Source organism: Streptomyces sp. NPDC088246 (genome assembly GCF_044741025.1).
Classification (GTDB): domain Bacteria; phylum Actinomycetota; class Actinomycetes; order Streptomycetales; family Streptomycetaceae; genus Streptomyces.
The window spans coordinates 49994-70905 of the sequence record NZ_JBIURV010000022.1 but is presented as its reverse complement, the minus strand read 5'-3'; the positions used below and the strand labels follow the sequence as shown (position 1 = coordinate 70905).

The following is a 20912-nucleotide window of genomic DNA, read 5'->3' as shown; positions in this document are numbered from 1 at the left end:
CGCGGCGATGTGATCCGTGGAACCCGGCGGCGAGGGCGCCTGGCGGGTGCCGTACGGCTGAGAGCCTGTCGGGTGGCCTCCGGTCGGATAGCGGACGCGGTCCGGTGCGTGCGATTCCGAGGCGGAGGAGGGAGTCGACGCGAAGGGGGTCCCCCCATGCCTTCGGCTATGGGGGAGTCGGTGACTGACGACAACGCGGGAAGCGTGCGTGCCAGGGCGTGGCCGCCCGGTCGGAGGTCACCCGACAGGCTCTGAGCCGTCCCGTCCGGGGCCGGCGGGCGGAACGGCCGGCTCGGCTCAGTTCAGGGAGACCAGCGGTACCGACGGGTCCGCCAGCGCGTCCGGGTCGATCTGTCGGCCGGACCGGATCAGCTCCTGCACGGTTTCGGTGACGTCCCACACGTTGACGTTCATCCCGGCCAGTACCCGGCGGTCCTTCAGCCAGAAGGCGATGAATTCGCGCTTCCCCGCGTCGCCGCGGATGACCACCTGGTCGTAGCTGCCCGGCGGCGCCCAGCCCGAGTATTCGAGGCCGAGGTCGTACTGGTCGGAGAAGAAGTACGGCACCCGGTCGTAGCTGACGTCCTTGCCGAGCATGGCGCGGGCCGCGGCCGGGCCGCTGTTCAGCGCGTTCGCCCAGTGCTCCACACGCAGCCGGGCGCCGAGCAGCGGATGGGCCACGTTGGCGACGTCACCGGCCGCGAAGATGTGCGGGTCGCTGGTGCGCAGGGAGGCGTCGACGGCGATGCCGCCGCCGTCCTTGCGCGCGGCCATGTCGAGCCCCGCGGCTTCGGCGAGGGCGGTGCGGGGGGCTGCGCCGATCGCGGCGAGCACGTCGTGAGCGGGGTGCTCCTCGCCGTCGTCGGTGCGGACCGCGAGGACCAGGCCGTCCTGGCCGATGATCTCGGTGAGGCGGACGCCGAAGTGGAAGCGGACACCGTGGTCGCGGTGCAGATCGGTGAAGATCTGGCCCAGTTCGGGCCCGACGACGTGATGCAGTGGCGTCGGCTCCGGTTCGACGATGGTGACCTCGGCGCCGTAACCGCGCGCCGCCGCCGCGACCTCCAGGCCGATCCAGCCGGCCCCGGCGATCACCAGATGGCCGTTGTCGCGGCCGAGGGCGGCCAGTACATTGCGCAACCGGTCCGAGTGGGCGAGCCGGCGCAAATGGTGGACTCCGGCCAGGTCCGTACCCGGAATGGGGAGGCGGCGCGGCTCGGCCCCGGTGGCGAGCAGCAGCTTGTCGTAGTGGACGACGGTGCCGTCGCCGAGCTGTACGGAGCGGGCCTCCCGGTCGAGGCTGGTGACGGGCTGGCCCAGGTGGAGCTCGATGTCGGCACTCGCGTACCAGGCTGTCTCGTGGACGAAGACGCTGTCCCGTTCCTCCTTGCCGGTCAGATAGCCCTTGGAGAGCGGAGGTCGTTCGTACGGATGTTCGCGTTCATCGCCGAGAAGGATCACCCGGCCGCTGAAACCTTCCGCCCGGAGTGTCTCGGCTGCCTTCGCTCCTGCCAGTCCTCCGCCGACGATGACGAACGTCCGATGTGCGTCGACCACTTGATGCCTCCTCGGTGCTTGCTGCGCGGGGCCCAACTGCGAGCGTCCCGCACGCAGCGTGATGGCGAAAGAGGGTGTACACCGATCAGGTCACACCCAGTGGTCACAGGCCCGTCTGCGCGGCTCGGTCGATACCGCGCCGTGCGGCTCGCGGACACGACCGGCCGGGGACGGGACTCCGGTCAGCGGCGGCGGCCGGTGAGCGATGCGTGCAGGGAGCGTGCGGAGGCGTCCGTCAGGGCGGCGATCTGGTCGACCAGGACCCGCTTGCGGGCCCTGTCGTCGTGGGCGGCGCAGAACAGCGCCCGGAACTGCGGCTCCAGCCCCTCCGGGGCACGTGCGGTCAGCGCGGCAGCCAGTTCCGCGATGACGATCCGCTGGTCGGCGCGGATGGCCTCCTGCTCGGCGCGCTGCATGACGTACCGGTCGGCGACCGCCTTGAGCACGGCGCATTCGTTGCGTGCCTCGCGGGGGACGACGAGCTCGGCGCCGTACCGGCCGAGGCGGCCCGTCCCGTACGCCAGCCGGGTGCTGCTCTCGGCGGCGAGACAGAACCGGCCGATCAACTGACTGGTCGCGTCCTTCAGCCGGGCCTGGGCGACGGCGGATCCGTCGTAGCCGTGCGGCCACCAGTCCTGGCCGATGAGCCGGTCCAGAGCCTCGGCCAGCTCCTCGGGGTCGGTGTCCGCCGGGACGTAGCGGCCGATGGCGACCGCCCAGATCTCGTTCCGCTCGGCCTCGGCGTAGAGACAGTTGGGGTCGATGTGCCCGGCGTGCAGCCCGTCCTCGAAGTCGTGCACCGAGTACGCGACGTCGTCGGACCAGTCCATGACCTGGGCCTCGAAGCACTTGCGGTCCTTCGGGGCGCCCTGGCGGGCCCACTCGAAGACCGGCAGGTCGTCCTCGTACACCCCGAATTTCGGTGAGCCGGGGTCGAAGGGGTGCCGGCCACGCGGCCACGGGTACTTGGTGGCCGCGTCCAGAGCGGCACGGGTCAGGTTGAGTCCGACGCTGACCAGCTCGCCGGTCCGGGTGTCGGGCACGAACCGCTTCGGTTCGAGCCTGGTCAGCAGGCGCAGCGACTGGGCGTTGCCCTCGAAGCCTCCGCAGTCCGACGCGAAGTCGTTCAGCGCCTGCTCCCCGTTGTGTCCGAACGGCGGGTGGCCCAGGTCATGGGCGAGGCAGGCCGTCTCGACCAGATCGGGGTCACAGCCGAGCGCCGCCCCGAGTTCGCGGCCGACCTGGGCGCATTCCAGGGAGTGGGTGAGCCGGGTCCGCGGGCTGGCGTCCCAGGCGTGGCCGCGGGTGCCGGGCGTGACGACCTGGGTCTTCCCGGCAAGCCGGCGCAGCGCGGCGGAGTGCAGGACTCGGGCGCGGTCACGCTGGAATGCGGTACGACCGGGCCGTTTGTCCGGCTCGGTGTCCCAGCGCTCGGCGTCGGCCGCACCGTAGGGGGCCGTGCCGTGGTCCTGCGTTCCCTGTGTGCCCTGCGTACCGTCCATGCCGTCCATGGTTCCGACAGTAAACGGCCGGGCCGACAGGAGGGCTCAGGCGGATGCGCGGCGGGCGGCTCGGGGAAGGCGCTGTCAGGTCGTCGCGACCCCGGCCGCGAACCGCCGGACAGGCCCTGAATCGGGGGCCTGCGCGGCCCTTCGGGTTCCGTTCGGGGAGACGAGGCCGAGCTGGGTGCCGAGCTGTGCGGCAATGCGGGTCAACAGTTGCGCCGTGCTGTCGAGGGGCAGGGACTCATCGGGATGTGCCGGTGCCGACTCCGTCATGGACCGATGGTGCAGGACCGAGGTTGCCGCACCGTTGCGTGAGGGTGACGGGTGCTTTCCGCGGCCGTATCGAGCGTTCGGGGCCGTGCCGAGAGCGGGGTATCGGTGCCGGGCGGGGCATCGGTGCCGGGCGGGGCATCGGTGCCGGGCGGGGCATCGGTATCAGGCCGCGCCGCCGAAGAGCCCCTCGATGACGTGCGCGACCCCGTCCTCCTCGTTGGAGAGCGTGTGCGTCCGTATGGCGGCCAGCACGCTCGGGTGGGCGTTGCCCATCGCGTAGCCGGTGCCGGCCCAGCCGAGGACGGTCAGGTCGTTGGGCATGTCGCCGAAGGCGATGACCTCCGTGGCGTCGATACCCCGCCCGGCGCACAGAATCGAGAGGGTGCCGGCCTTGGTGACGCCGGACGCGCTGATCTCCAGCAGCCCGCGCCCGCCGGAGTGGGTGAGCTGTACCTCGTCGCCCGCCCCTTCCTCGGCCGCGGCCAGCAGGGCGTCCGCGTCGAGCCGGTCCGACCAGGCGAGCAGCTTGGTGACGGGGACGTCGGTCAGCCACAGATCCGCCAGCGACGGTACGGGCAGCTCGGCGTCGATGTCCTCGGAGAGCCGCAGCCGGTAGGCGGGTTCGTACAGGACGTGGTTGCCGGTCTCCAGGGCGAAGCCGACCCCGGGCACGGTGGCGGCGAGCGCGGTGGCCACGCGCCGGGCGGTGGCGAGGGGCAGGGCACGGGAGGAGACGACGGTGCGCGTCCCGATGTCGTACACCAGCGCCCCGTTGCTGCACACGGCTGTGCCCTCGAGGCCGGCGGCCTCGGCGAGGCGGTCGACGAATCTGGGCGGCCGGGCGGTGACGAGGACGACCTCCGCACCGGCGCTCTCGGCCGTACGCAGGGCGCGCAGGGTGCGGAGCGAGAGGGTGCCGTCGTTGCGCAGGAGCGTGCCGTCGAGATCTGAGGCGATCAGCCGTGGAAGCAACATTGCCCGATGCTACTGGGCGTCCTTGGGGCGATCGCCGGTCTCAGTCCGCGTCGCACCGGAGCAGCACGCCCGGCCCGTCCGGGGTGAGTACCGGCACCCATGCCTCGTCCATCTCGTCCAACAGGCTCTCGTCCCAGCGCAGTTCGTGGGGCTGGTGGTCCACGCCGTCACAGAGCCGGTATCAATGCGCTTTCCGGGCCGCCCGTTCGGCTGCCGCGTGCCACCACGCCGGGGCAGGCGGGAATCCTGGCCGCGAGGTCGGCTGGTCGGGATGGAGGCCGAGCGGAATCAGCACCGAAGCCCGGACTCGGACGGTGATCCAGCCGTGCCAGTGGCCGTCCGGGCCCGGGCCGCAGGCCAGGTCGACGTGCAGGTCGTCGACGGCGAACGGCATCCAGTCGATGCCCCGGTCCCGCAGTCAAGCGCGGACGGCTGCCGCGGGATGCGGTCGGCCCTTCAGATTCTCGTACGCGGCGACGGTCACCCAGTCGTCTGTCCCGGTTCCAGGTCGGTTCATGGCGGACATCATGCCCGAAGTGTCTGCGGCCAGATCGGAAACGGTTACGAAATCAATGAAATCGGGAGATGGAGAACCCTTTCTCCCCGCCGCTCGTCGGATCATGTGGGACAGCACGGCACAGCACAGGGCACGAACAGGGGGACACCCATGCGGGAGAAGCAGCCGGGACGGCTGGGGCGGCTCGGGCGGTTGCGGCCGCGATGGCCGCGGACACGGCGCGGGCAGCGGCGGCTCGCGCAGGGGGTGATGGTCGCCTGTGTGGCGGCGCTGGCGCCCGCGACCTGGATGTACTCCGTGGGCGACGCCCGCGTCAGAACGACCGCGGACGCGCCCGCGCAGCAGGTCGCCGTGGTGTTCGGGGCCGGTCTCTGGGAGGGCAGGCCGTCGCCGTATCTCGCGAACCGGCTGAACGCCGCCGCTGAGCTGTACCGGGACGGGAAGGTCAAGGTCGTACTCGTGACCGGTGACAACAGCCGGAAGGAGTACGACGAGCCGGACGCCATGCGCACGTATCTCAGGGCGCACGGGGTGCCGGACGAGCGGATCGTGAGCGACTTCGCCGGGTTCGACACCTGGGACTCGTGCGTTCGGGCCAAGAAGATCTTCGGCGTCGACCGCGCGGTGCTGGTGAGCCAGGGGTTCCACATCCGGCGGGCGATCGCGCTGTGCCGGACCGCGGGGATCGATGCGTACGGGGTCGGCGTCGACGCCGTACACGATGCGACCTGGTACTACGGCGGGACGCGGGAGATGTTCGCGGCCGGGAAGGCGGCACTGGATGCCGTGTTCAGGCCCGACCCGCACTTCCTGGGGCCGAAGGAGCCCGGGGTCGGAGAGGCCCTGGCGGCGGACGGGCGCTGAGGGCGGACGGCCCCGGGCAGGTGCCGGCTCTACAGCGAGATGACCGGGGCGGTCTCGGCAAAGACCCAGTCGAGGTAGCGGGCGCTGCCCCGTACCACCGGGATCGCGACGATCTCCGGTGTTTCGTAGTCGTGCGCCGCCAGGAGATGGGCCTCCAGTTCGTCGTACCGCTCGGCCGTGGTCTTGAACAGCAGCTGCCACTCCTCGGTGGTCTCGATGGCGTTCTGCCAGCGGTAGACCGAGGTGACGGGCGCGGAGATCTGTACGCAGGCGGCAAGCCGTGCCTCCACCGCGCCCTGCGCCAGGGAATGGGCCTTCTCCTCGCTGTCCGTCGTGGTCAGTACGGTCAGCAATGCCGGCGTCGTCACCTTCGGGCTCCTCTGCGTTGAAGTGAGTTGTGGTGAGCGGGAGTGAGTCCTGGCGGTGGGTTCGCGGGGTGGGAACAGAGGTTCCGGAGCCGAATGGGTGACCTTGGCGACTGCTGCTTGTTGGACTGGTTGGCAGGTGCCCGGCCTGGCGGGAGGGGGTGATGTGGTGGGTGGTTTGCGGGAGTTGGCCGGGTCCTTCGTAGTGCCCGGGCCTTGCGGGGTGGCGATCCGGGACCGTCTGAAGCACCTCACGCCCCAGGACGAGAGTGTTCTGCGCGCGGTCGGTGAGCATCAGGGGCGTCTGGCTTCGCGTGATCTCAGGGCCCGCTGTGCGGATGGCCTGGAGCACAGCAAGGATACCTGGGCGTCGCGCAAGCGGGACCTGACGCCGCTGTCGTCGTCGCGGATCGCGGGTGCGATCACCAAGGCCACGCACGATCAGTGGGCGCTGGCCCGCCGTTGCCAGGCCGCGCACATGAAGACGCTGGAAGCCGGGATCGGGACGCTGCGGCACCGCCTGTCCCTCCCGATCGGTGAGCCGGGAACGAAGCGGGCCGCGGGCGGCTACCGCTCCAACTGGTTAGGAACGGTCGGTTACGGAGTGTCCTTGCTCCCATCGTCGATTGTCGGGGGCGTTGCGGCGCGGCGCAGCGGCTGGTGGTCAGACGCCGTAGGGATGAACGGCCTTGGCGTCGCGCAGCGCGCGCCCCCACCAGACCAGCTGGTCGAGCAGCGTCTTGGCCGCCGCGTCGCAGCCCGTCGGGTCCTTGTGCCTGCCCTCGTCGTCGAACAGAGCGCCCGCGTTGTGGAACGACACCGTTTCCCGGATACCGACGCTGTGCAGCTCGGCGAAGACCTGCCTCAGATGCTCGACGGCGCGCAGACCTCCGGAGACTCCGCCGTACGAGACGAAGGCGACGGGTTTGGCCTGCCACTCGGCGTGGTGCCAGTCGATGAGGTTCTTCAGCGGGGCCGGGTACGAGTGGTTGTACTCGGGGGTGATGACGACGAAGGCATCGGCCTGCGCCAACCTGGGCGAAACGGCCGCCAATTGGGCCTGCGCATCGGCGTCGGGCCGGTAGGAGAGGGCGATCGGGAGGTCGAGTTCCGCGATGTCGATCAGGTCGGTCCCGATGTCGGGGTGACCGGCGGCGCGCGAGAGAAACCAGTCGGAGACGACGGGGGCGAACCGTCCCTCGCGATTGCTGGCGAGGATGACCGCAACCTTCAGAGGTGCGGTGGAAGCGGTCGTGGATGTGGTGGATGAGGATGTTGCGGTGAGGTCCATACGGAGAGGCTCATATGTCAACCATGGTTGAGGTCAAGTCCTGTCCGTCAGGGGCCGCCGTCGCGCGCCGCGGCATACGGTGGATCGCATGACGACTCCTCCTCCCGCACCCTTCCCGTACGCCGAGTTCGACGGGCACCCGGCCACCGAGGCGGATCTGCGGATTCCCGCCTTCCTCAACTACGGCCATTTCACGGCCATGCAGGTCAGGGACGGAAAGGTGCGCGGCCTCGCCCTGCATCTGGCCCGGCTGGACTCCGCCAACCAGGAGCTGTTCGGGCGCGGTCTCGACGGAGAGCGGGTCCGCGAACTGATCCGGCACGCGCTGGACAGTGCCGGGGTACGGGACGCCTCGACCCGGGTATACGGATTTTCGTCGCCGGGCGGCACGGGGACGACCGTGATGGTCACGGTGCGCGAGCCGGCGCAGAAGTCCGCCGAACCGCACGACCTGATGTCCGTTCCGTACGCCCGGACCGTGCCGCACATCAAACGTCCCGGCGAGTTCGGCCAGACATACTACGCAAGGCTCGCGGCACGCGCCGGTTTCGACGAGGCTCTGCTGACCATGCCGGACGGTGCGGTGACCGAGGGTTCGATCACCAACATCGGTTTCTGGGACGGCACTTCGGTCATCTGGCCAAAAGCCCCTTCCCTGCTCGGCATCACCATGGCGCTGCTGGAGCAGGAGCTGCCCGGCGCGGGGCTGGATTCCGTACGGCGCCCGGTGGCGCTGGACGGGCTGGCCGCGTTCCGGTCGGCGTTCATCACCAACTCGCAGGGCATCGCGCCGGTCCGGCGCATCGACGACATCGAGTTCACGGTGGACGAGGAGCTGATGAAACGGATCGGGCAGGCGTACGACGGTGCGCCGTGGGACACGATCTGACGCCTCCTGGCCTCACACCTGCTTGCACGGCGAACTCCACGCCCTGCTGAGGACGGCGGCCCGAAGGCCCACCGGAGGAAGGGAGCATGGGGGCATGCAGATCCATATCGAAGGCTCGTGTCTCCCCGGCCTCACCTGTGGGCCGGACAGTGACTTCCCCGATGCCCACAACATCCACGTGGGCGTGCAGCGCAAGGACAGGCCCGGCGAGCTGCTCGACCTGCACCCGGGCGACGCCCCGTCGGCCTCGTGGACCTTGGACTGCACCGCCGACCCGGCCGAGGACGGTGTCGAGATCAAGGGGCCCTACGTGCAGAACCGGCTGGGCGGGCGCTTCGTCTACCTGTCCTGGGGCACGGTCGACGAGAACGGCGTCTTCACCATGTTCCGGCGGGCCAAGCTGATGCTGGGCGACATCGATCCGGCCGTGCTCGAAGCCGCCGTGCGCTCCGGGCATCTCACCGCGCGACTGTCCCTCTCCGACACCAGGGGGCAGCCGCTCTGCGCCCGGGTGCGGCCGCCGACCGTCGAATGGTCCGCCGCCGCTCCGGCCTGAGAGCGCCGCACCGCAGGGTGCCACGGCACGGAACCGCCCTGACCGGGCCCAGGGGGGATGGGCCCGGTCGGGGCGGCGGCCTGGGGCGGCCTGGTTCACCGTCCCGTGGGGGGTGTCAGACGTGTGCCCGACACCCCCGAGGTCATGCATGTGATGTGCGCCACTCTCCTCCTGGGCGGCATCACCCAATCGGCACCGGGCGGTACGGGACCGGCCACCCTCGCTTCGATCACCGCCGTGACCTGCACACATGCAGATTGGCAAGGATGCCGCGCCGAGCCATTCGGGTGAAAGCTGACTTCATGTCAGCAGGCATGGGTGGCGGACCGCCCGTTAGCTCGAGGTCAGGACACACCCACTCGCGCAGTTGCCGGAGGAACACCCCATGCGTCCTGCTCGCCCAGTGACCCGGACCGCCGCTTCCGCGGTCACCATAGCCACGCTCGGCCTCTTCACCGCCGGGCCGTCCGCGTACGCAGGTGATGCCGGCGCGCTGCGGGCCGGCCCGGCTGCCGCACCGCGGACCAATGGCGCCCCGGAGGCGCAGACCGACGATGGCGGGTCGGACAACCCCTCCAGGTCCGGAAACAACGCCCCCTTCGGCCTCAACAACCCTTCCGGCCTCAATGTCCCCTCGTTGCTCGACTCCGTCGGCGGGCTCGACGCCCTCTCAGGGCTCCGCATCCCTTCCGGGGACGAGGGCTCGGCAAGGCACGACAGCTCGTCGTCCGGGCGCGACTACCAGTCGGGGCGCGACAACTCGTCCGGACGCGAGAACTCCTCGTCCGGACGCGACAACCAGTCCGGAGGCAACAACTCGTCCGGACGCGAGAACTCCTCGTCCGGACGCGACAACCAGTCCGGAGGCAACAACTCGTCCGGACGCGACAACCAGTCCGGGCGCGACAACTCGTCCGGACGCGACAACTCCTCGTCCGGGCGCGACAACTCGTCCGGACCCAATGCCCCCAGCGGGCGTGTCAGAACAGGCGTCGGCGGCAGCGTCCGGCCCGACACCACCCAGATCGCGGCGGGCGCCGGCGTACTCGCCGCGGCCGCCGTCGGCGGAGCCTGGCTCCTGCGTCGCCGGGCGAGCGGCACGCAAGGAGCCGGCTGACGGAGACGGATTCACGTCTCCGTACCGCCCGGTCCCGTCCCGGTGGCCGCGCGCCACCGGGACGGGACCGTCCCCCGTACCGTCCCCATTTCGTCATTCGGAGGACGACCGTGTCCCAGAAGGCCAAGAGCTGGCTGCTGGTCGTCGCGGCGCTGGCCGGTATCTGGCTGATCCGTCACGGCGCCGGTGCCGAGCTGATCCCGCCCCAGCCGACCGCCGCCCAGGCGTTCGCGGGCGGCCCGCAGCTGCAGCCGGGGTCTCCGGTCGCCGAACCGCTGAAACCCTCGGCGCCCGTGCGCATCCGGATCCCGAGCATCCGGGTGGACGCGCCGATGATGCGACTGGGGCTCCGGGCCGACGGCAGTCTCGATGTGCCGCCGGCCGGGAACCGTAACGTCGTCGGCTGGTACCGGGACGGCACTCCACCCGGCTCCAAGGGCAGCGCGATCGTCGCCGGTCATGTCGACAACGCACAGGGGCCGTCGGTCTTCTACAACCTGGGCGCCCTGCAGAAGGGCAGCACGGTCGAGGTGGTCCGCCAGGACGGGCGTACCGCCGTCTTCTCACTCGACGCGATCGAGGTCTACGAGAGCAAGAACTTCCCCGACAAGCGGGTGTACGGCGCCTCGCCCTACGCCTCGCTGCGGCTGATCACCTGCGGCGGCGGATTCTCGAAAACGACGGGATACCAGGGCAATGTGGTGGCGTACGCACACCTCACCGAGGTGCGGTGAACCCGCCCGGACACCCGTCGTTCATGCCATCCACTGATCGAACGCCAACTTGGCGACCAGCGAGAGCACCACGACCAGCAGTACCCCGCGGACGAACTCGCTGCCCTTCCTCAGTGCCATCCGCGCCCCGATCAGCCCACCCGCCAGGTTGAACACGGCCATCAGCCCGGCCAGTTGCCACATCACGCTGCCCTGGTAGGCGAACATCGCCAGCGCCCCGCCGTTGGTGCAGACGTTGACGATCTTGGCGGTGGCGGACGCCGTCACCAGATCGAGGTGGAGCACCGCGGTCAGCGCCAGCACCAGGAACGTTCCGGTGCCGGGGCCGAACAGCCCGTCGTAGAGGCCGATGCCGCCGCCGACCAGCACGATCGCGGTGACGGTGCGGGCCCGGGTGACCTCGTGCCGCGTACCGTCGTCCGTCGCCCTGCCGAACGAGGGCCGCAGCATCACGAACGCCGCGACTGCCAGCAGCACAACCATGATGACCGGGCGCAGCACCTCGCTGCTGATCCCGGCGGCGAAGAACGCACCGGTCATCGATCCGGCCAGTGCCGCGAGCCCGATCCGCAGGGCCGTCCCGACCTTCACCGGTGCCTTGCGTACGTACGTCACGGCGGCGCCCGACGTACCGACGATCGCGACCGCCTTGTTCGTGCCGAGGACGTGCGCGGCCGGGACGTGCGGCAGTCCGAGCAGCAGGGCGGGCAGCAGCAGCAGTCCGCCACCGCCGACCACTGCGTCGATCCAGCCGGCCGCGGCTGCCGCGAGGCAGAGGACGACCAGAGTGGTGAGTGCTATGTCGGGCATGATCGCGACGATAAGGAGGCGATACGTGCCCCGTCCAACTTCCTCGGCCGGATCGCGGGAAAGTTGAGCCAACTCTGAGGTTCCGGGCTTCCGGGCCCGCCCTGGCCCTCGCGAGCCCGGCGGAATCCGGACGGGCCCGGCCCGTCCGGCCGGCTCGCCGCGGTCGTACGCTTTGGTCCATGAGCCAGGGCTGGAACGCGAGCGACATCCCCGATCAGAACGGCCGTACGGCCGTGGTCACCGGAGCCAACAGCGGCATCGGACTGATCACGGCGCGGGAGCTGGCCCGCCGCGGCGCGCGGGTGCTGCTCGCCTGCCGTGACGAGACGCGCGGCAAGGAGGCCGAGTCCCGCATCCGGACGGCCGTGACCGGCGCGGACGTGGAGTTCGTACCGCTCGATCTGGCCGATCTGGATTCCGTACGCAAGTTCGCCACGGCCCACACGCCCGACCGGATCGATCTGCTGATCAACAACGCGGGCGTGATGGCCCTTCCGTACGGGAAGACGGCCGACGGCTTCGAGAGGCAGTTCGGCGTCAACCACCTCGGGCACTTCGCGCTCACCGGACTGCTGCTTCCGAAGCTCCTCGACACCCCCGGAGCGCGCGTGGTGAGCGTCTCCAGCGGCATGCACGCCCTTTCCAACATCGATATCGGGGATCTCAACAGCGAGCGGAACTACCGCCGTTGGATCGCCTACGGCCGCTCGAAGACCGCCAATCTGCTCTTCATCCACGAGCTGGCGCGGCGGCTGTCGGCAGCCGGTTGTGAGGTGGTGGCCGCCGCAGCGCACCCTGGTTACGCGGCGACCAATCTGCAGACGGCGGGCGTCCGGATGGAGAACCGCAGGGCGGCGGAACGGGTGGTCGAGCTCGGTAACCGGATCATCGCCCAGCCCGCGTCGTCCGGTGCGCTGCCCACCCTGTACGCGGCCACCGCGCCCGGCGTGCGCCCCGACTCGTTCACCGGGCCGAGGCTGCTGGGCTGGCGCGGTGCGCCTGCCCCGGCGTGGCGGGCGGGCTGGACGCTGAACGATGTGGCGAGCGAACGGCTCTGGGTGGCATCCGAGCAGCTCACGGGGGTGGCGTATCCGGGGCTGACGTCCTGAGGACCGCTCCCCCGCCCTCTCATCGACGGGCTCAGCCCTGCCGGCCCTCGACGGCGGAGGGATCCATCCACATGACCTCCCAGATGTGGTGGTCCGGGTCCTGGAAGGAACGGCCGTACATGAAGCCGTAGTCGATCGGCTCGTTGGCGGGTGATCCCCCGGAGGCGAGGGCGGTGTCGACCAGCTCGTCCACCTTCTCGCGGCTCTCGGCGCTCAGGGCGAGGATCACCTCGGTGGACTTCGAGGCGTCGGCGATCTCCTTCTTGGTGAACTCCTTGAAGCGGGGCTCCGTGAGGAGCATGGCGAAGATGGTGTCGCTGATGACGAGGCATGCGGTGTTCTCGTCGCTGAACTGCGGGTTGAACGAGAAGCCGAGCTTGCCGAAGAAGCTCTTGGTCGTCTCGAGGTCCTTGACCGGCAGGTTCACGAAGATCATCTGAGGCATGGCCGTTTCGCTCTCTCTGTTGTTCGAACGCTTTACGACAGGTAGACGGCTGGGCTGTGCAGAACTCATCGGTCCCGCGAAGAAAACTTTGGCCCTCCGGCGTCAGGACATGGCGAGCGGCGCGCCGCCCCGGAGCAGCGATCCGCCCAGCGGGGTCAGCGTGTGCAGGACCGAGCTGCCGTGCCGCAGGGTGTGGATCAGGCCGGCCTCGCGCAGCACACAGGCGTGCTGGCTCGCCGAGGCGAGGGAGACTCCTGCCCGGCGGGCGAGTTCGCTGGTCGTGCAGCCGTTGCCGATGGCTCTCAGGATCGTCGAGCGGGTATTGCCGAGGAGCCGGCCGAGCCAGGGCCCCGGTTCGGCGAAGACCGGGGCGCGGGAGTGGGTGACCGGGTAGACGAGGACCGGCGGGAGCTGCGGGTCTCGGTGGACGACCGGGGTGACGCGGCAGAAGTAGGACGGCTGGAGCAATAACCCCCGCCCGTCCAGATGGAGTTCGCGGTCGACGGGGTAGTCCGCCTCCAGCACGGGGGCCCGCCAGCGGATCATGGGCGGGAGCGAGGCGAGCAGCTCTTGTGCCCCGCCGTCCAGGAGGGCGCGGCCGCGGACGGCGCGGTCGGCCTCGACGCTGGCCTGGATGTGCGGCCAGTACGGTTCGATCGCGGCGCGGTGGTAACCGCGCAGGGCGCCGATGAGCCGGTCGAGCAACTCGGCGTGCCCGTCCGGGGTGCGGCCCGCCTCGCGGCGTTCGGCGGCCAGCAGGGCGAGTTCGGCGCGGATCCGCCGGGGCGGGGTGTCGCGCAGCGCTTCAATTCCGGCGTCGATGCCGTACGGCTCACTGCTTTCCTGAGAAGGCGTCAGGAAGTCCGGGAAATAGCCGCGCGGTGGAATCACGGCGGCCAGCAGGCGTACTTCACCATTCAACCGGGGCCGGGTTTCCGTACGCCATTTCCCGAACACCGTGGAACCGCGCCGGTCCCTCAGCCGATGGAAACTCAGAATGGTTTCCCACAGCGCATCCGGCCGAGTGGCCATCCGCACCTTGGAAAGGTCCACTCCGGACATATGGATACGCAGCACCGAGCCCCCAGCTGTTGCACCTGCAATTACCCCCACCCAAGGGTATGCGATCCGTAACAGCACGTCACCACGGGGTTTCGGCCAGAGGTGAAACGTCTCGCCTCCCCATGCCGCCTCCCGAAAAGCTGTACGACGTCGGGTACGAATCCGGAGCCACCGGAAGAGCGAGTGAAGGCCGTGGGGGGTTTTGCTCGTTCGGCGGCGGTCGGCGACGGTGCGGCTCCGTACCCGACGGGGGTAAGCCGGGTGCGGCCCACGGATGGGGATCCGTGGGCCGCACCCCGGTCCGTTCCCGGCCCATGTCTTTGCGTATTGAACGAACTTTGCGTATTGAACGAAGAAAAGGCACAACGTCGAACAACCATTTTCCCCAGAACAAAACGAAACGGCGGCATCCCCGCACAGGGTGCCGCCGCCTCCGGGAGTTCCGGAGTTGCCGTCGAGTCGGTGAGGGTACGGGTGAGCCGACGGCAGCTCCGGGGTCAGGGGGTTGTGGTGTCGGATCAGCGGCTGTCGCTGCCCTTCGAGTCCGCCGCCGCACGGCCCGCCTCCAGGCGGGCGACGGGGATACGGAACGGGGAGCAGGACACGTAGTCCAGGCCCACCTCGTGGAAGAAGTGCACCGACTCCGGGTCGCCGCCGTGCTCGCCGCAGACGCCGAGCTTCAGGTCCGGGCGGGTGGCCCGGCCGGCCGCGACGGCGCTGCGGACCAGCGAGCCGACACCGTCCTTGTCGATCGTCTCGAACGGCGACACCCCGAAGATGCCCTTCTCCAGGTACGCGGTGAAGAACGAGGCCTCCACGTCGTCACGGGAGAAGCCCCACACCGTCTGGGTCAGGTCGTTCGTGCCGAAGGAGAAGAACTGTGCGGCCTCGGCGATCTGACCGGCGGTCAGCGCGGCGCGGGGCAGCTCGATCATCGTGCCGATGGTGAGCTTCAGCTCGGTGCCGGTGGCCGCCTCGACCTCGGCGATGACCCGGTCGGCCTCCTCGCGGACGATCTCCAGCTCCTGGACCGTACCGACGAGCGGAATCATGATCTCGGCGCGCGGGTCGCCCTTGGCGTTCTTGCGCATCGCCGCGGCCTCGGCGATCGCCCGTACCTGCATGGCGAACAGGCCGGGGATGACGAGACCGAGACGGACCCCGCGCAGACCGAGCATCGGGTTCTGCTCGTGCAGCTTGTGCACGGCCTGGAGCAGACGCAGGTCGTTCTCGTTGGCGTCCTTGCGGGACTCGGCGAGCGCGACCCGTACCGAGAGCTCGGTGATGTCGGGCAGGAACTCGTGCAGCGGCGGGTCGAGCAGCCGTACGGTGACGGGCAGTCCGTCCATCGCCTCGAACAGCTCGATGAAGTCGGCCTTCTGGAGCGGAAGCAGCTCGTCCAGCGCGGTCTCGCGCTCGGCGTCGGTGTCCGCGAGGATCAGCTTCTCGACCATCTCGCGGCGCTCGCCGAGGAACATGTGCTCGGTACGGCACAGGCCGATGCCCTGGGCACCGAAGCGGCGGGCGCGCAGCGCGTCCTCGGCGTTGTCGGCGTTGGCCCGCACCCGCAGCCGGCGCACCCGGTCCGCGTACGCCATGATCCGGTGCACGGCGGCGACCAGCTCGTCGGCGTCGTCGGCGCCCGCGTGCATCCGGCCCTCGAAGTACTCGACGACCGGGGACGGCACGACGGGGACCTCGCCGAGGTACACCTTGCCGGTGGAGCCGTCCACCGAGACGGTGTCGCCCTCCTCGACGACGGTCCCGCCGACGGTCAGCCGACGCCGTTTGGTGTCGACCTCGATCTCCTCGGCGCCGCAGACACACGTCTTGCCCATGCCGCGGGCGACGACGGCGGCGTGCGAGGTCTTGCCGCCGCGGGAGGTCAGGATGCCCTCGGCGGCGATCATGCCGTCGAGGTCGTCGGGGTTGGTCTCCCGGCGGATCAGGATGACCTTCTCGCCGGAGCGGGACCACTTGACGGCGGTGTACGAGTCGAAGACCGCCTTGCCGACCGCGGCACCCGGCGACGCGGCGATGCCACGGCCGAGCAGCCGCGTCCGGGCGTCCTCGTCGAAGCGGGGGAACATCAGCTGCGCCAGCTGCGCCCCGGTGACCCGCTGAAGCGCCTCGGCCTCGTCGATGAGCCCCTGGTCGACCAGCTGCGTGGCGATCCGGAAGGCGGCACCGGCGGTGCGCTTGCCGACCCGGGTCTGGAGCATCCACAGCTGGCCGCGCTCGATGGTGAACTCGATGTCGCACAGGTCCTTGTAGTGCGTTTCGAGGGTTTCCATGATCTGCATCAGCTGGTCGTACGACTTCTTGTCGATCGACTCCAGCTCGGCGAGCGGCACGGTGTTGCGGATGCCGGCGACGACATCCTCACCCTGCGCGTTCTGCAGGTAGTCGCCGTAGACGCCCTGGTGGCCGCTGGCCGGGTCACGGGTGAACGCGACACCCGTACCGGAGTCGGGACCGAGGTTGCCGAAGACCATCGAGCAGATGTTGACGGCCGTACCGAGGTCGCCGGGGATGCGCTCCTGGCGGCGGTAGAGCTTGGCCCGGTCGGTGTTCCACGAGTCGAAGACGGCCTTTATGGCCAGATCCATCTGCTCGCGCGGGTCCTGCGGGAAGTCACGTCCGGCGTCCCGCGAGACGATCTTCTTGAACCTCTTGACCAGCTTCTTCAGGTCGGCCGCGTCGAGATCCACATCGACCGTGACGCCCTTGGCCTCCTTCGCCGCCTCCAGCGCCTCCTCGAAGAGGTCGCCGTCGACACCGAGGACGGTCTTGCCGAACATCTGGATGAGGCGGCGGTAGGAGTCCCACGCGAACCGCTCGTCGCCGGCCTGGACGGTGAGACCGGCCACGGACTCGTCGGAGAGGCCGATGTTGAGGACCGTGTCCATCATGCCGGGCATCGAGAACTTCGCGCCGGAGCGGACCGAGACCAGGAGCGGGTCGTCCGCCTGACCGAGCTTCTTGCCCATCCGCGCCTCAAGGGCGTCGAGATGCGCGCTGACCTCGTCGCGCAGCTTCGTCGGCTCCTCGCCACTGTCGAGGTAGACCTTGCACGCCTCGGTGGTGATGGTGAAGCCCGGAGGGACGGGGAGCCCGAGATTGGTCATCTCGGCGAGGTTGGCACCCTTCCCGCCGAGCAGGTCCTTCAGATCCTTGTTGCCCTCGGTGAAGTCATAGACGAACTTCTCGCCCTGGGGCTCCCGGGATTCCGGGGTGGATACGTGGGGATCTTTGTTTTCCGACACGGTCTCGACTCCTCGAGGACGCTGTGGCTGCCCTGACGGCGAGGAACATACCCAGATCGAAGGTGTCTGGGTACGTCCACTTGCGCGTCATGAGGCCTCAACCACCCGTCCGCCAGCAGATCGAAAGTGACATGGCCTATCCCCCGATCGAAGGACGCCTTCACTTCTTGAATGAATAAGCACGCAGTGCGACTGGAATCCCATAAATCGACCACACGGCGCAATGGAAGCGTCGATCGATCAAAGTGAAGCCTATTGGCACCCAGTGCCACCATTTGAGAAATGCAGCTCCCAAATTGTCGCTCATTTGAGCGATACGGTTCTCAGAGTGGCGAGAATCACTCTACGATCGGCGCTCAGATGTCACCATCCGGACGAGTGGGAGACGGCTGATGGTCACCCTTTGATCATCAAGATGCAGCCGACGGTGAGCAGATTCTGCGCACGGCGCCCCGTGCGGGCGCATTAAGGCTCACCCTTGGCCGAAAATCACCGAATCCGGCCCGCTATAGCGCTCAGATGAGCGAGACGAATCAAGAGGCACGCGGTGCCTGTGATGCCGCGTGCCTCTTGAAGGGCCCCGGGGGGGCGGGGAAGCTCTGGAGAGCCCCCGTCGGACCCCGCCAGGCCCCGGGAGCGCAATCAGCCGCCCGAGGTGTCCAGCTCCGCGTCGGCGCTCACACCCGCGCAGTCGTACGGGTCTTTCAGCCAGCCGTCCGGCAGGACCACCCGGTTGTTGCCCGAGGTGCGCCCGCGCGGCCCGTCCGCGCCGTCCGGCCACGGCTGATCCAGGTCCAGCTCCTGCAGCTGACCGCCCAGCTCCTCCAGCGACGAGGTGACCGCCAGCTTCTTGCGCATCTCGGAGCCGACCGAGAAGCCCTTGAGGTACCAGGCGACATGCTTGCGGAAGTCGATCACGCCACGCGTCTCGTCACCGATCCACTCCCCCAGCAGCGTCGCGTGCCTCAGCATGACGGTGGCGACCTCCCGGAGCGCCGGCGCCCGCCTCGTCTCCGTACCCTCGAACGCGCTCACCAGGTCGCCGAAGAGCCAGGGGCGGCCCAGGCAGCCCCGGCCCACGACCACGCCGTCGCAGCCGGTCTCGCGCATCATCCGGCGGGCGTCGTCCGCGCACCAGATGTCGCCGTTGCCGAGGACGGGGATCTCCGGGACGTGCTCCTTGAGGCGGGCGATGGCTTCCCAGTCCGCGGTGCCGCCGTAGTGCTGGGCGGCCGTCCTGCCGTGCAGGGCGACGGCCGTGACGCCCTCCTCGACCGCGATCCGGCCCGCGTCGAGGTAGGTGATGTGGTCGTCGTCGATGCCCTTGCGCATCTTGATGGTGACCGGCAGATCGCCCGCGTTGGAGACCGCCTGGTTGAGGATCGCACGCAGCAGCGGCCGCTTGTACGGGAGCGCCGAGCCGCCGCCCTTGCGGGTCACCTTGGGGACCGGGCAGCCGAAGTTCAGGTCGATGTGGTCGGCGAGGTTCTCGTCGACGATCATGCGGACGGCCTTGCCGACCGTGACCGGGTCCACTCCGTACAGCTGGATCGAGCGCGGGGTCTCGCTCGCGTCGAAGTGGATGAGCTGCATGGTCTTCTCATTGCGCTCGACCAGCGCCCGCGTGGTGATCATCTCGCTGACGAACAGCCCCTTGCCGCCGGAGAACTCCCGGCACAGGGTGCGGAACGGGGCGTTGGTGATGCCGGCCATGGGGGCGAGCACCACCGGCGGCTGCACCGCGTGGGGGCCGATCCGGAGCAGCGGGAGCGAAGGGGCGAGCGTGGTCATTGCTCCATTGTCGCGTACGGCACGGAGCGGCACGTCGGCAGAGTTCGTTAGTTAACCGTACTATCCATGTATGCCCGAGCTGAGCCCCCGTCGACGGCAGCTGGTGCTGGCGATCTGCTGCATGAGTCTGCTGATCGTCAGTCTCGACAACACCGTCCTCAATGTCGCCCTGCCCTCCATGCAGAAGGAACTGCACGCCACCGTCGCGGGCATGCAGTGGACGATCGACGCCTACACCCTCGTCCTCGCCTCGCTGCTGATGCTCTCGGGCTCCACCGCCGACCGGATAGGGCGCCGGAAGATCTTCAAGATCGGGCTGGTCCTCTTCACCCTCGGTTCGGTGCTCTGCTCCCTGGCGCCGAACCTGGAGTCGCTGGTGGCCTTCCGGATGGTGCAGGCGGTGGGCGGCTCGATGCTCAACCCTGTCGCGATGTCGATCATCACCAACACCTTCACCGACCCGCGCGAGCGGGCCCGCGCCATCGGGGTGTGGGGCGGTGTCGTCGGCATCTCCATGGCGGCGGGCCCGGTGATCGGCGGCCTTCTGGTGGACTCGGTCGGCTGGCGGTCGATCTTCTGGATCAATCTGCCGGTCGGTCTCGCCGCGCTGCTGCTCACCTGGCGGTACGTCCCCGAGTCCCGCGCCCCGAAGCCGCGCCGCCCCGACCCGGTGGGGCAGCTGCTGGTGATCGGGCTGCTCGGTTCGCTGACGTACGCGATCATCGAGGCGCCCTCGGAGGGCTGGGGCTCGCCGCGGATCCTGCTGTTCGCCGCGCTCGCCGGGTGCTCCCTGATCGGGCTGCTGCTGTACGAGCGGCGGCGTGCCGAGCCCCTGATCGATCTGCGCTTCTTCCGCAGCGCCCCGTTCAGCGGGGCCACCGTCATAGCGGTCTGCGCCTTCGCCGCGCTGAGCGGATTCCTCTTCCTCAACACCCTCTATCTGCAGAACGTACGCGGGCTGAGCGCACTGCACGCCGGTCTGTACATGCTGCCGATGGCGGCCCTGACCTTTGTCTGCGCACCCCTGTCGGGCCGGCTCGTCGGCAGCCGGGGGCCGCGGTTGTCGCTGCTGGTGGCGGGCGTGGCCATGACGGCGTGCGGGCTGTTGTTCGCCGCGTTCGACGCGGAGACGGACGACGTCCTGCTGTTCACCGGCTATGTGCTGTTCGGTCTCGGCTTCGGCATGGTGAACGCGCCGATCACCAACACGGCCGTCTCCGGGATGCCGCGCTCACAGGCCGGTGTGGCGGCGGCGGTCGCCTCGACCAGCCGGCAGATCGGCGGAACGCTCGGGGTCGCCGTGATCGGCGCGGTGCTGGCCGCGGGCGTGGCCGGTACCGGGTCGCCGCGCAGCGCCGAGTACGGGGTCGCGTTCGTGGACGCGAGCAAGCCCGCCTGGTGGATCCTCGCCGGGTGCGGGCTGTGCGTCCTGCTGGTGGGGGCGCTGACCAGTGGGCACTGGGCGCTGGAGACGGCGCGCCGTACCGCGCAGCGGCTGCAGGCGCCGACGGGTGTCCCCGCCGGGGATCAGGCGTCGGCGAGCTCCAGGGCCTGAGGGAACCCGCCCACCCGCCACGGACCACGCCCCACGGGACGTGCCGCCGAGCGGGATGAGAAGGCGGCAACCCAGCGCATCCATCACCGTTCGGGATGCGCCCGGCGCGGGGGGGGGGGGGGGGGGCCGCCCCCCCCCCCCCCCCCCCCCCCCCCCCCGGCGGCCCCCCCCCCCCCCCCCCCCCCCCCGGGGGGGGGGGGGAGGACCCCCCCCCCCCCCCCCCCGGGGGCG

The 20912-nt window shown here is 69.8% G+C and carries 20 protein-coding genes and 1 pseudogene; 8 read left to right on the top strand and 13 right to left on the bottom strand.

Features of this window, described 5'->3' with window-relative positions; genetic code table 11:
- Positions 1-297: 297 nt before the first annotated feature.
- The 6 genes from ACIPEK_RS27765 to ACIPEK_RS27740 all read right to left on the bottom strand — a co-directional run bounded on the left by ACIPEK_RS27765 (position 298) and on the right by ACIPEK_RS27740 (position 4704).
- A complete protein-coding gene (locus ACIPEK_RS27765; protein ID WP_402001275.1) occupies positions 298-1557 on the bottom strand; it encodes an NAD(P)/FAD-dependent oxidoreductase in 1260 nt (419 codons plus the stop codon).
- Between the two features lie 182 nt (positions 1558-1739).
- Positions 1740-3059 carry a deoxyguanosinetriphosphate triphosphohydrolase gene (locus tag ACIPEK_RS27760; protein WP_402001502.1) on the bottom strand — a complete coding sequence of 440 codons (1320 nt, stop codon included), beginning with the start codon at positions 3057-3059 and terminating at the stop codon, positions 1740-1742.
- An 84-nt stretch (positions 3060-3143) separates the two neighbouring features.
- On the bottom strand, positions 3144-3335 hold the full coding sequence (locus tag ACIPEK_RS27755; RefSeq protein ID WP_402001272.1) for a hypothetical protein: 192 nt from the start codon (positions 3333-3335) through the stop codon (positions 3144-3146).
- A gap of 162 nt (positions 3336-3497) precedes the next feature.
- On the bottom strand, positions 3498-4310 hold the full coding sequence (locus ACIPEK_RS27750; RefSeq protein WP_402001269.1) for a Cof-type HAD-IIB family hydrolase: 813 nt from the start codon (positions 4308-4310) through the stop codon (positions 3498-3500).
- A 40-nt stretch (positions 4311-4350) separates the two neighbouring features.
- Entirely contained in the window at positions 4351-4473 is a 123-nt protein-coding gene (locus ACIPEK_RS27745; RefSeq protein WP_402001266.1) for a DUF6210 family protein, read from the bottom strand.
- Positions 4474-4491: 18 nt separating this feature from the next.
- Positions 4492-4704 (bottom strand): hypothetical protein, encoded by a 213-nt coding sequence (locus ACIPEK_RS27740; protein ID WP_322109061.1) that lies wholly within the window; start codon positions 4702-4704, stop codon positions 4492-4494.
- Between the two features lie 273 nt (positions 4705-4977).
- On the opposite strand from ACIPEK_RS27740, the gene ACIPEK_RS27735 reads away from it, so the two are divergent.
- Entirely contained in the window at positions 4978-5691 is a 714-nt protein-coding gene (locus ACIPEK_RS27735; RefSeq protein ID WP_383070242.1) for a vancomycin high temperature exclusion protein, read from the top strand.
- Positions 5692-5720: 29 nt separating this feature from the next.
- On the opposite strand, the gene cutA is transcribed toward ACIPEK_RS27735, so the two are convergent.
- Positions 5721-6059, bottom strand: a complete 339-nt coding sequence (gene cutA / locus ACIPEK_RS27730; RefSeq protein WP_232837642.1) for a divalent-cation tolerance protein CutA — start codon at positions 6057-6059, stop codon at positions 5721-5723.
- Positions 6060-6225: 166 nt separating this feature from the next.
- On the opposite strand from cutA, the pseudogene ACIPEK_RS27725 reads away from it, so the two are divergent.
- Positions 6226-6633 (top strand): annotated as a pseudogene (locus tag ACIPEK_RS27725) (IS200/IS605 family accessory protein TnpB-related protein); the annotation flags it as partial.
- 87 nt (positions 6634-6720) lie between these two features.
- On the opposite strand, the gene ACIPEK_RS27720 reads toward ACIPEK_RS27725, so the two are convergent.
- The gene (locus ACIPEK_RS27720) at positions 6721-7347 is read right to left on the bottom strand and encodes an NADPH-dependent FMN reductase (RefSeq protein ID WP_398628656.1); all 627 of its coding nucleotides are present in this window, start codon (positions 7345-7347) and stop codon (positions 6721-6723) included.
- Between the two features lie 88 nt (positions 7348-7435).
- Between ACIPEK_RS27720 and ACIPEK_RS27715 the strand changes: the two genes are divergently transcribed.
- The 4 genes from ACIPEK_RS27715 to ACIPEK_RS27700 all read left to right on the top strand — a co-directional run bounded on the left by ACIPEK_RS27715 (position 7436) and on the right by ACIPEK_RS27700 (position 10643).
- A complete protein-coding gene (locus tag ACIPEK_RS27715; protein WP_402001261.1) occupies positions 7436-8236 on the top strand; it encodes an aminotransferase class IV family protein in 801 nt (266 codons plus the stop codon).
- A 94-nt stretch (positions 8237-8330) separates the two neighbouring features.
- Positions 8331-8792 (top strand): DUF5990 family protein, encoded by a 462-nt coding sequence (locus tag ACIPEK_RS27710; RefSeq protein WP_402001258.1) that lies wholly within the window; start codon positions 8331-8333, stop codon positions 8790-8792.
- A 385-nt stretch (positions 8793-9177) separates the two neighbouring features.
- Positions 9178-9909, top strand: a complete 732-nt coding sequence (locus ACIPEK_RS27705; RefSeq protein ID WP_402001512.1) for a hypothetical protein — start codon at positions 9178-9180, stop codon at positions 9907-9909.
- A gap of 110 nt (positions 9910-10019) precedes the next feature.
- Positions 10020-10643, top strand: a complete 624-nt coding sequence (locus tag ACIPEK_RS27700; RefSeq protein WP_402001255.1) for a class F sortase — start codon at positions 10020-10022, stop codon at positions 10641-10643.
- A 21-nt stretch (positions 10644-10664) separates the two neighbouring features.
- Here the strand turns inward: ACIPEK_RS27700 and ACIPEK_RS27695 are convergent, their stop codons facing one another.
- Positions 10665-11453: a sulfite exporter TauE/SafE family protein gene (locus ACIPEK_RS27695; protein ID WP_402001252.1), complete on the bottom strand. Its 789-nt coding sequence runs from the start codon at positions 11451-11453 to the stop codon at positions 10665-10667.
- A 179-nt stretch (positions 11454-11632) separates the two neighbouring features.
- Between ACIPEK_RS27695 and ACIPEK_RS27690 the strand changes: the two genes are divergently transcribed.
- Positions 11633-12562 (top strand): oxidoreductase, encoded by a 930-nt coding sequence (locus ACIPEK_RS27690; RefSeq protein ID WP_402001249.1) that lies wholly within the window; start codon positions 11633-11635, stop codon positions 12560-12562.
- A gap of 31 nt (positions 12563-12593) precedes the next feature.
- Here ACIPEK_RS27690 and ACIPEK_RS27685 read toward each other — a convergent pair whose 3' ends face one another.
- The 4 genes from ACIPEK_RS27685 to dusB all read right to left on the bottom strand — a co-directional run bounded on the left by ACIPEK_RS27685 (position 12594) and on the right by dusB (position 19126).
- Positions 12594-13007, bottom strand: a complete 414-nt coding sequence (locus tag ACIPEK_RS27685; RefSeq protein ID WP_402001246.1) for a VOC family protein — start codon at positions 13005-13007, stop codon at positions 12594-12596.
- Between the two features lie 102 nt (positions 13008-13109).
- Positions 13110-14084 (bottom strand): ArsR/SmtB family transcription factor, encoded by a 975-nt coding sequence (locus ACIPEK_RS27680; protein WP_402001243.1) that lies wholly within the window; start codon positions 14082-14084, stop codon positions 13110-13112.
- Positions 14085-14587: 503 nt separating this feature from the next.
- Positions 14588-17335, bottom strand: a complete 2748-nt coding sequence (ppdK, locus tag ACIPEK_RS27675; RefSeq protein ID WP_402001240.1) for a pyruvate, phosphate dikinase — start codon at positions 17333-17335, stop codon at positions 14588-14590.
- Positions 17336-17977: 642 nt separating this feature from the next.
- On the bottom strand, positions 17978-19126 hold the full coding sequence (gene dusB / locus ACIPEK_RS27670; RefSeq protein ID WP_402001237.1) for a tRNA dihydrouridine synthase DusB: 1149 nt from the start codon (positions 19124-19126) through the stop codon (positions 17978-17980).
- A gap of 70 nt (positions 19127-19196) precedes the next feature.
- Here dusB and ACIPEK_RS27665 point away from each other — a divergent pair, with 70 nt between their 5' ends.
- A complete protein-coding gene (locus tag ACIPEK_RS27665) occupies positions 19197-20681 on the top strand; it encodes an MFS transporter (RefSeq protein ID WP_402001234.1) in 1485 nt (494 codons plus the stop codon).
- The last annotated feature ends 231 nt before the right edge of the window (positions 20682-20912 follow it).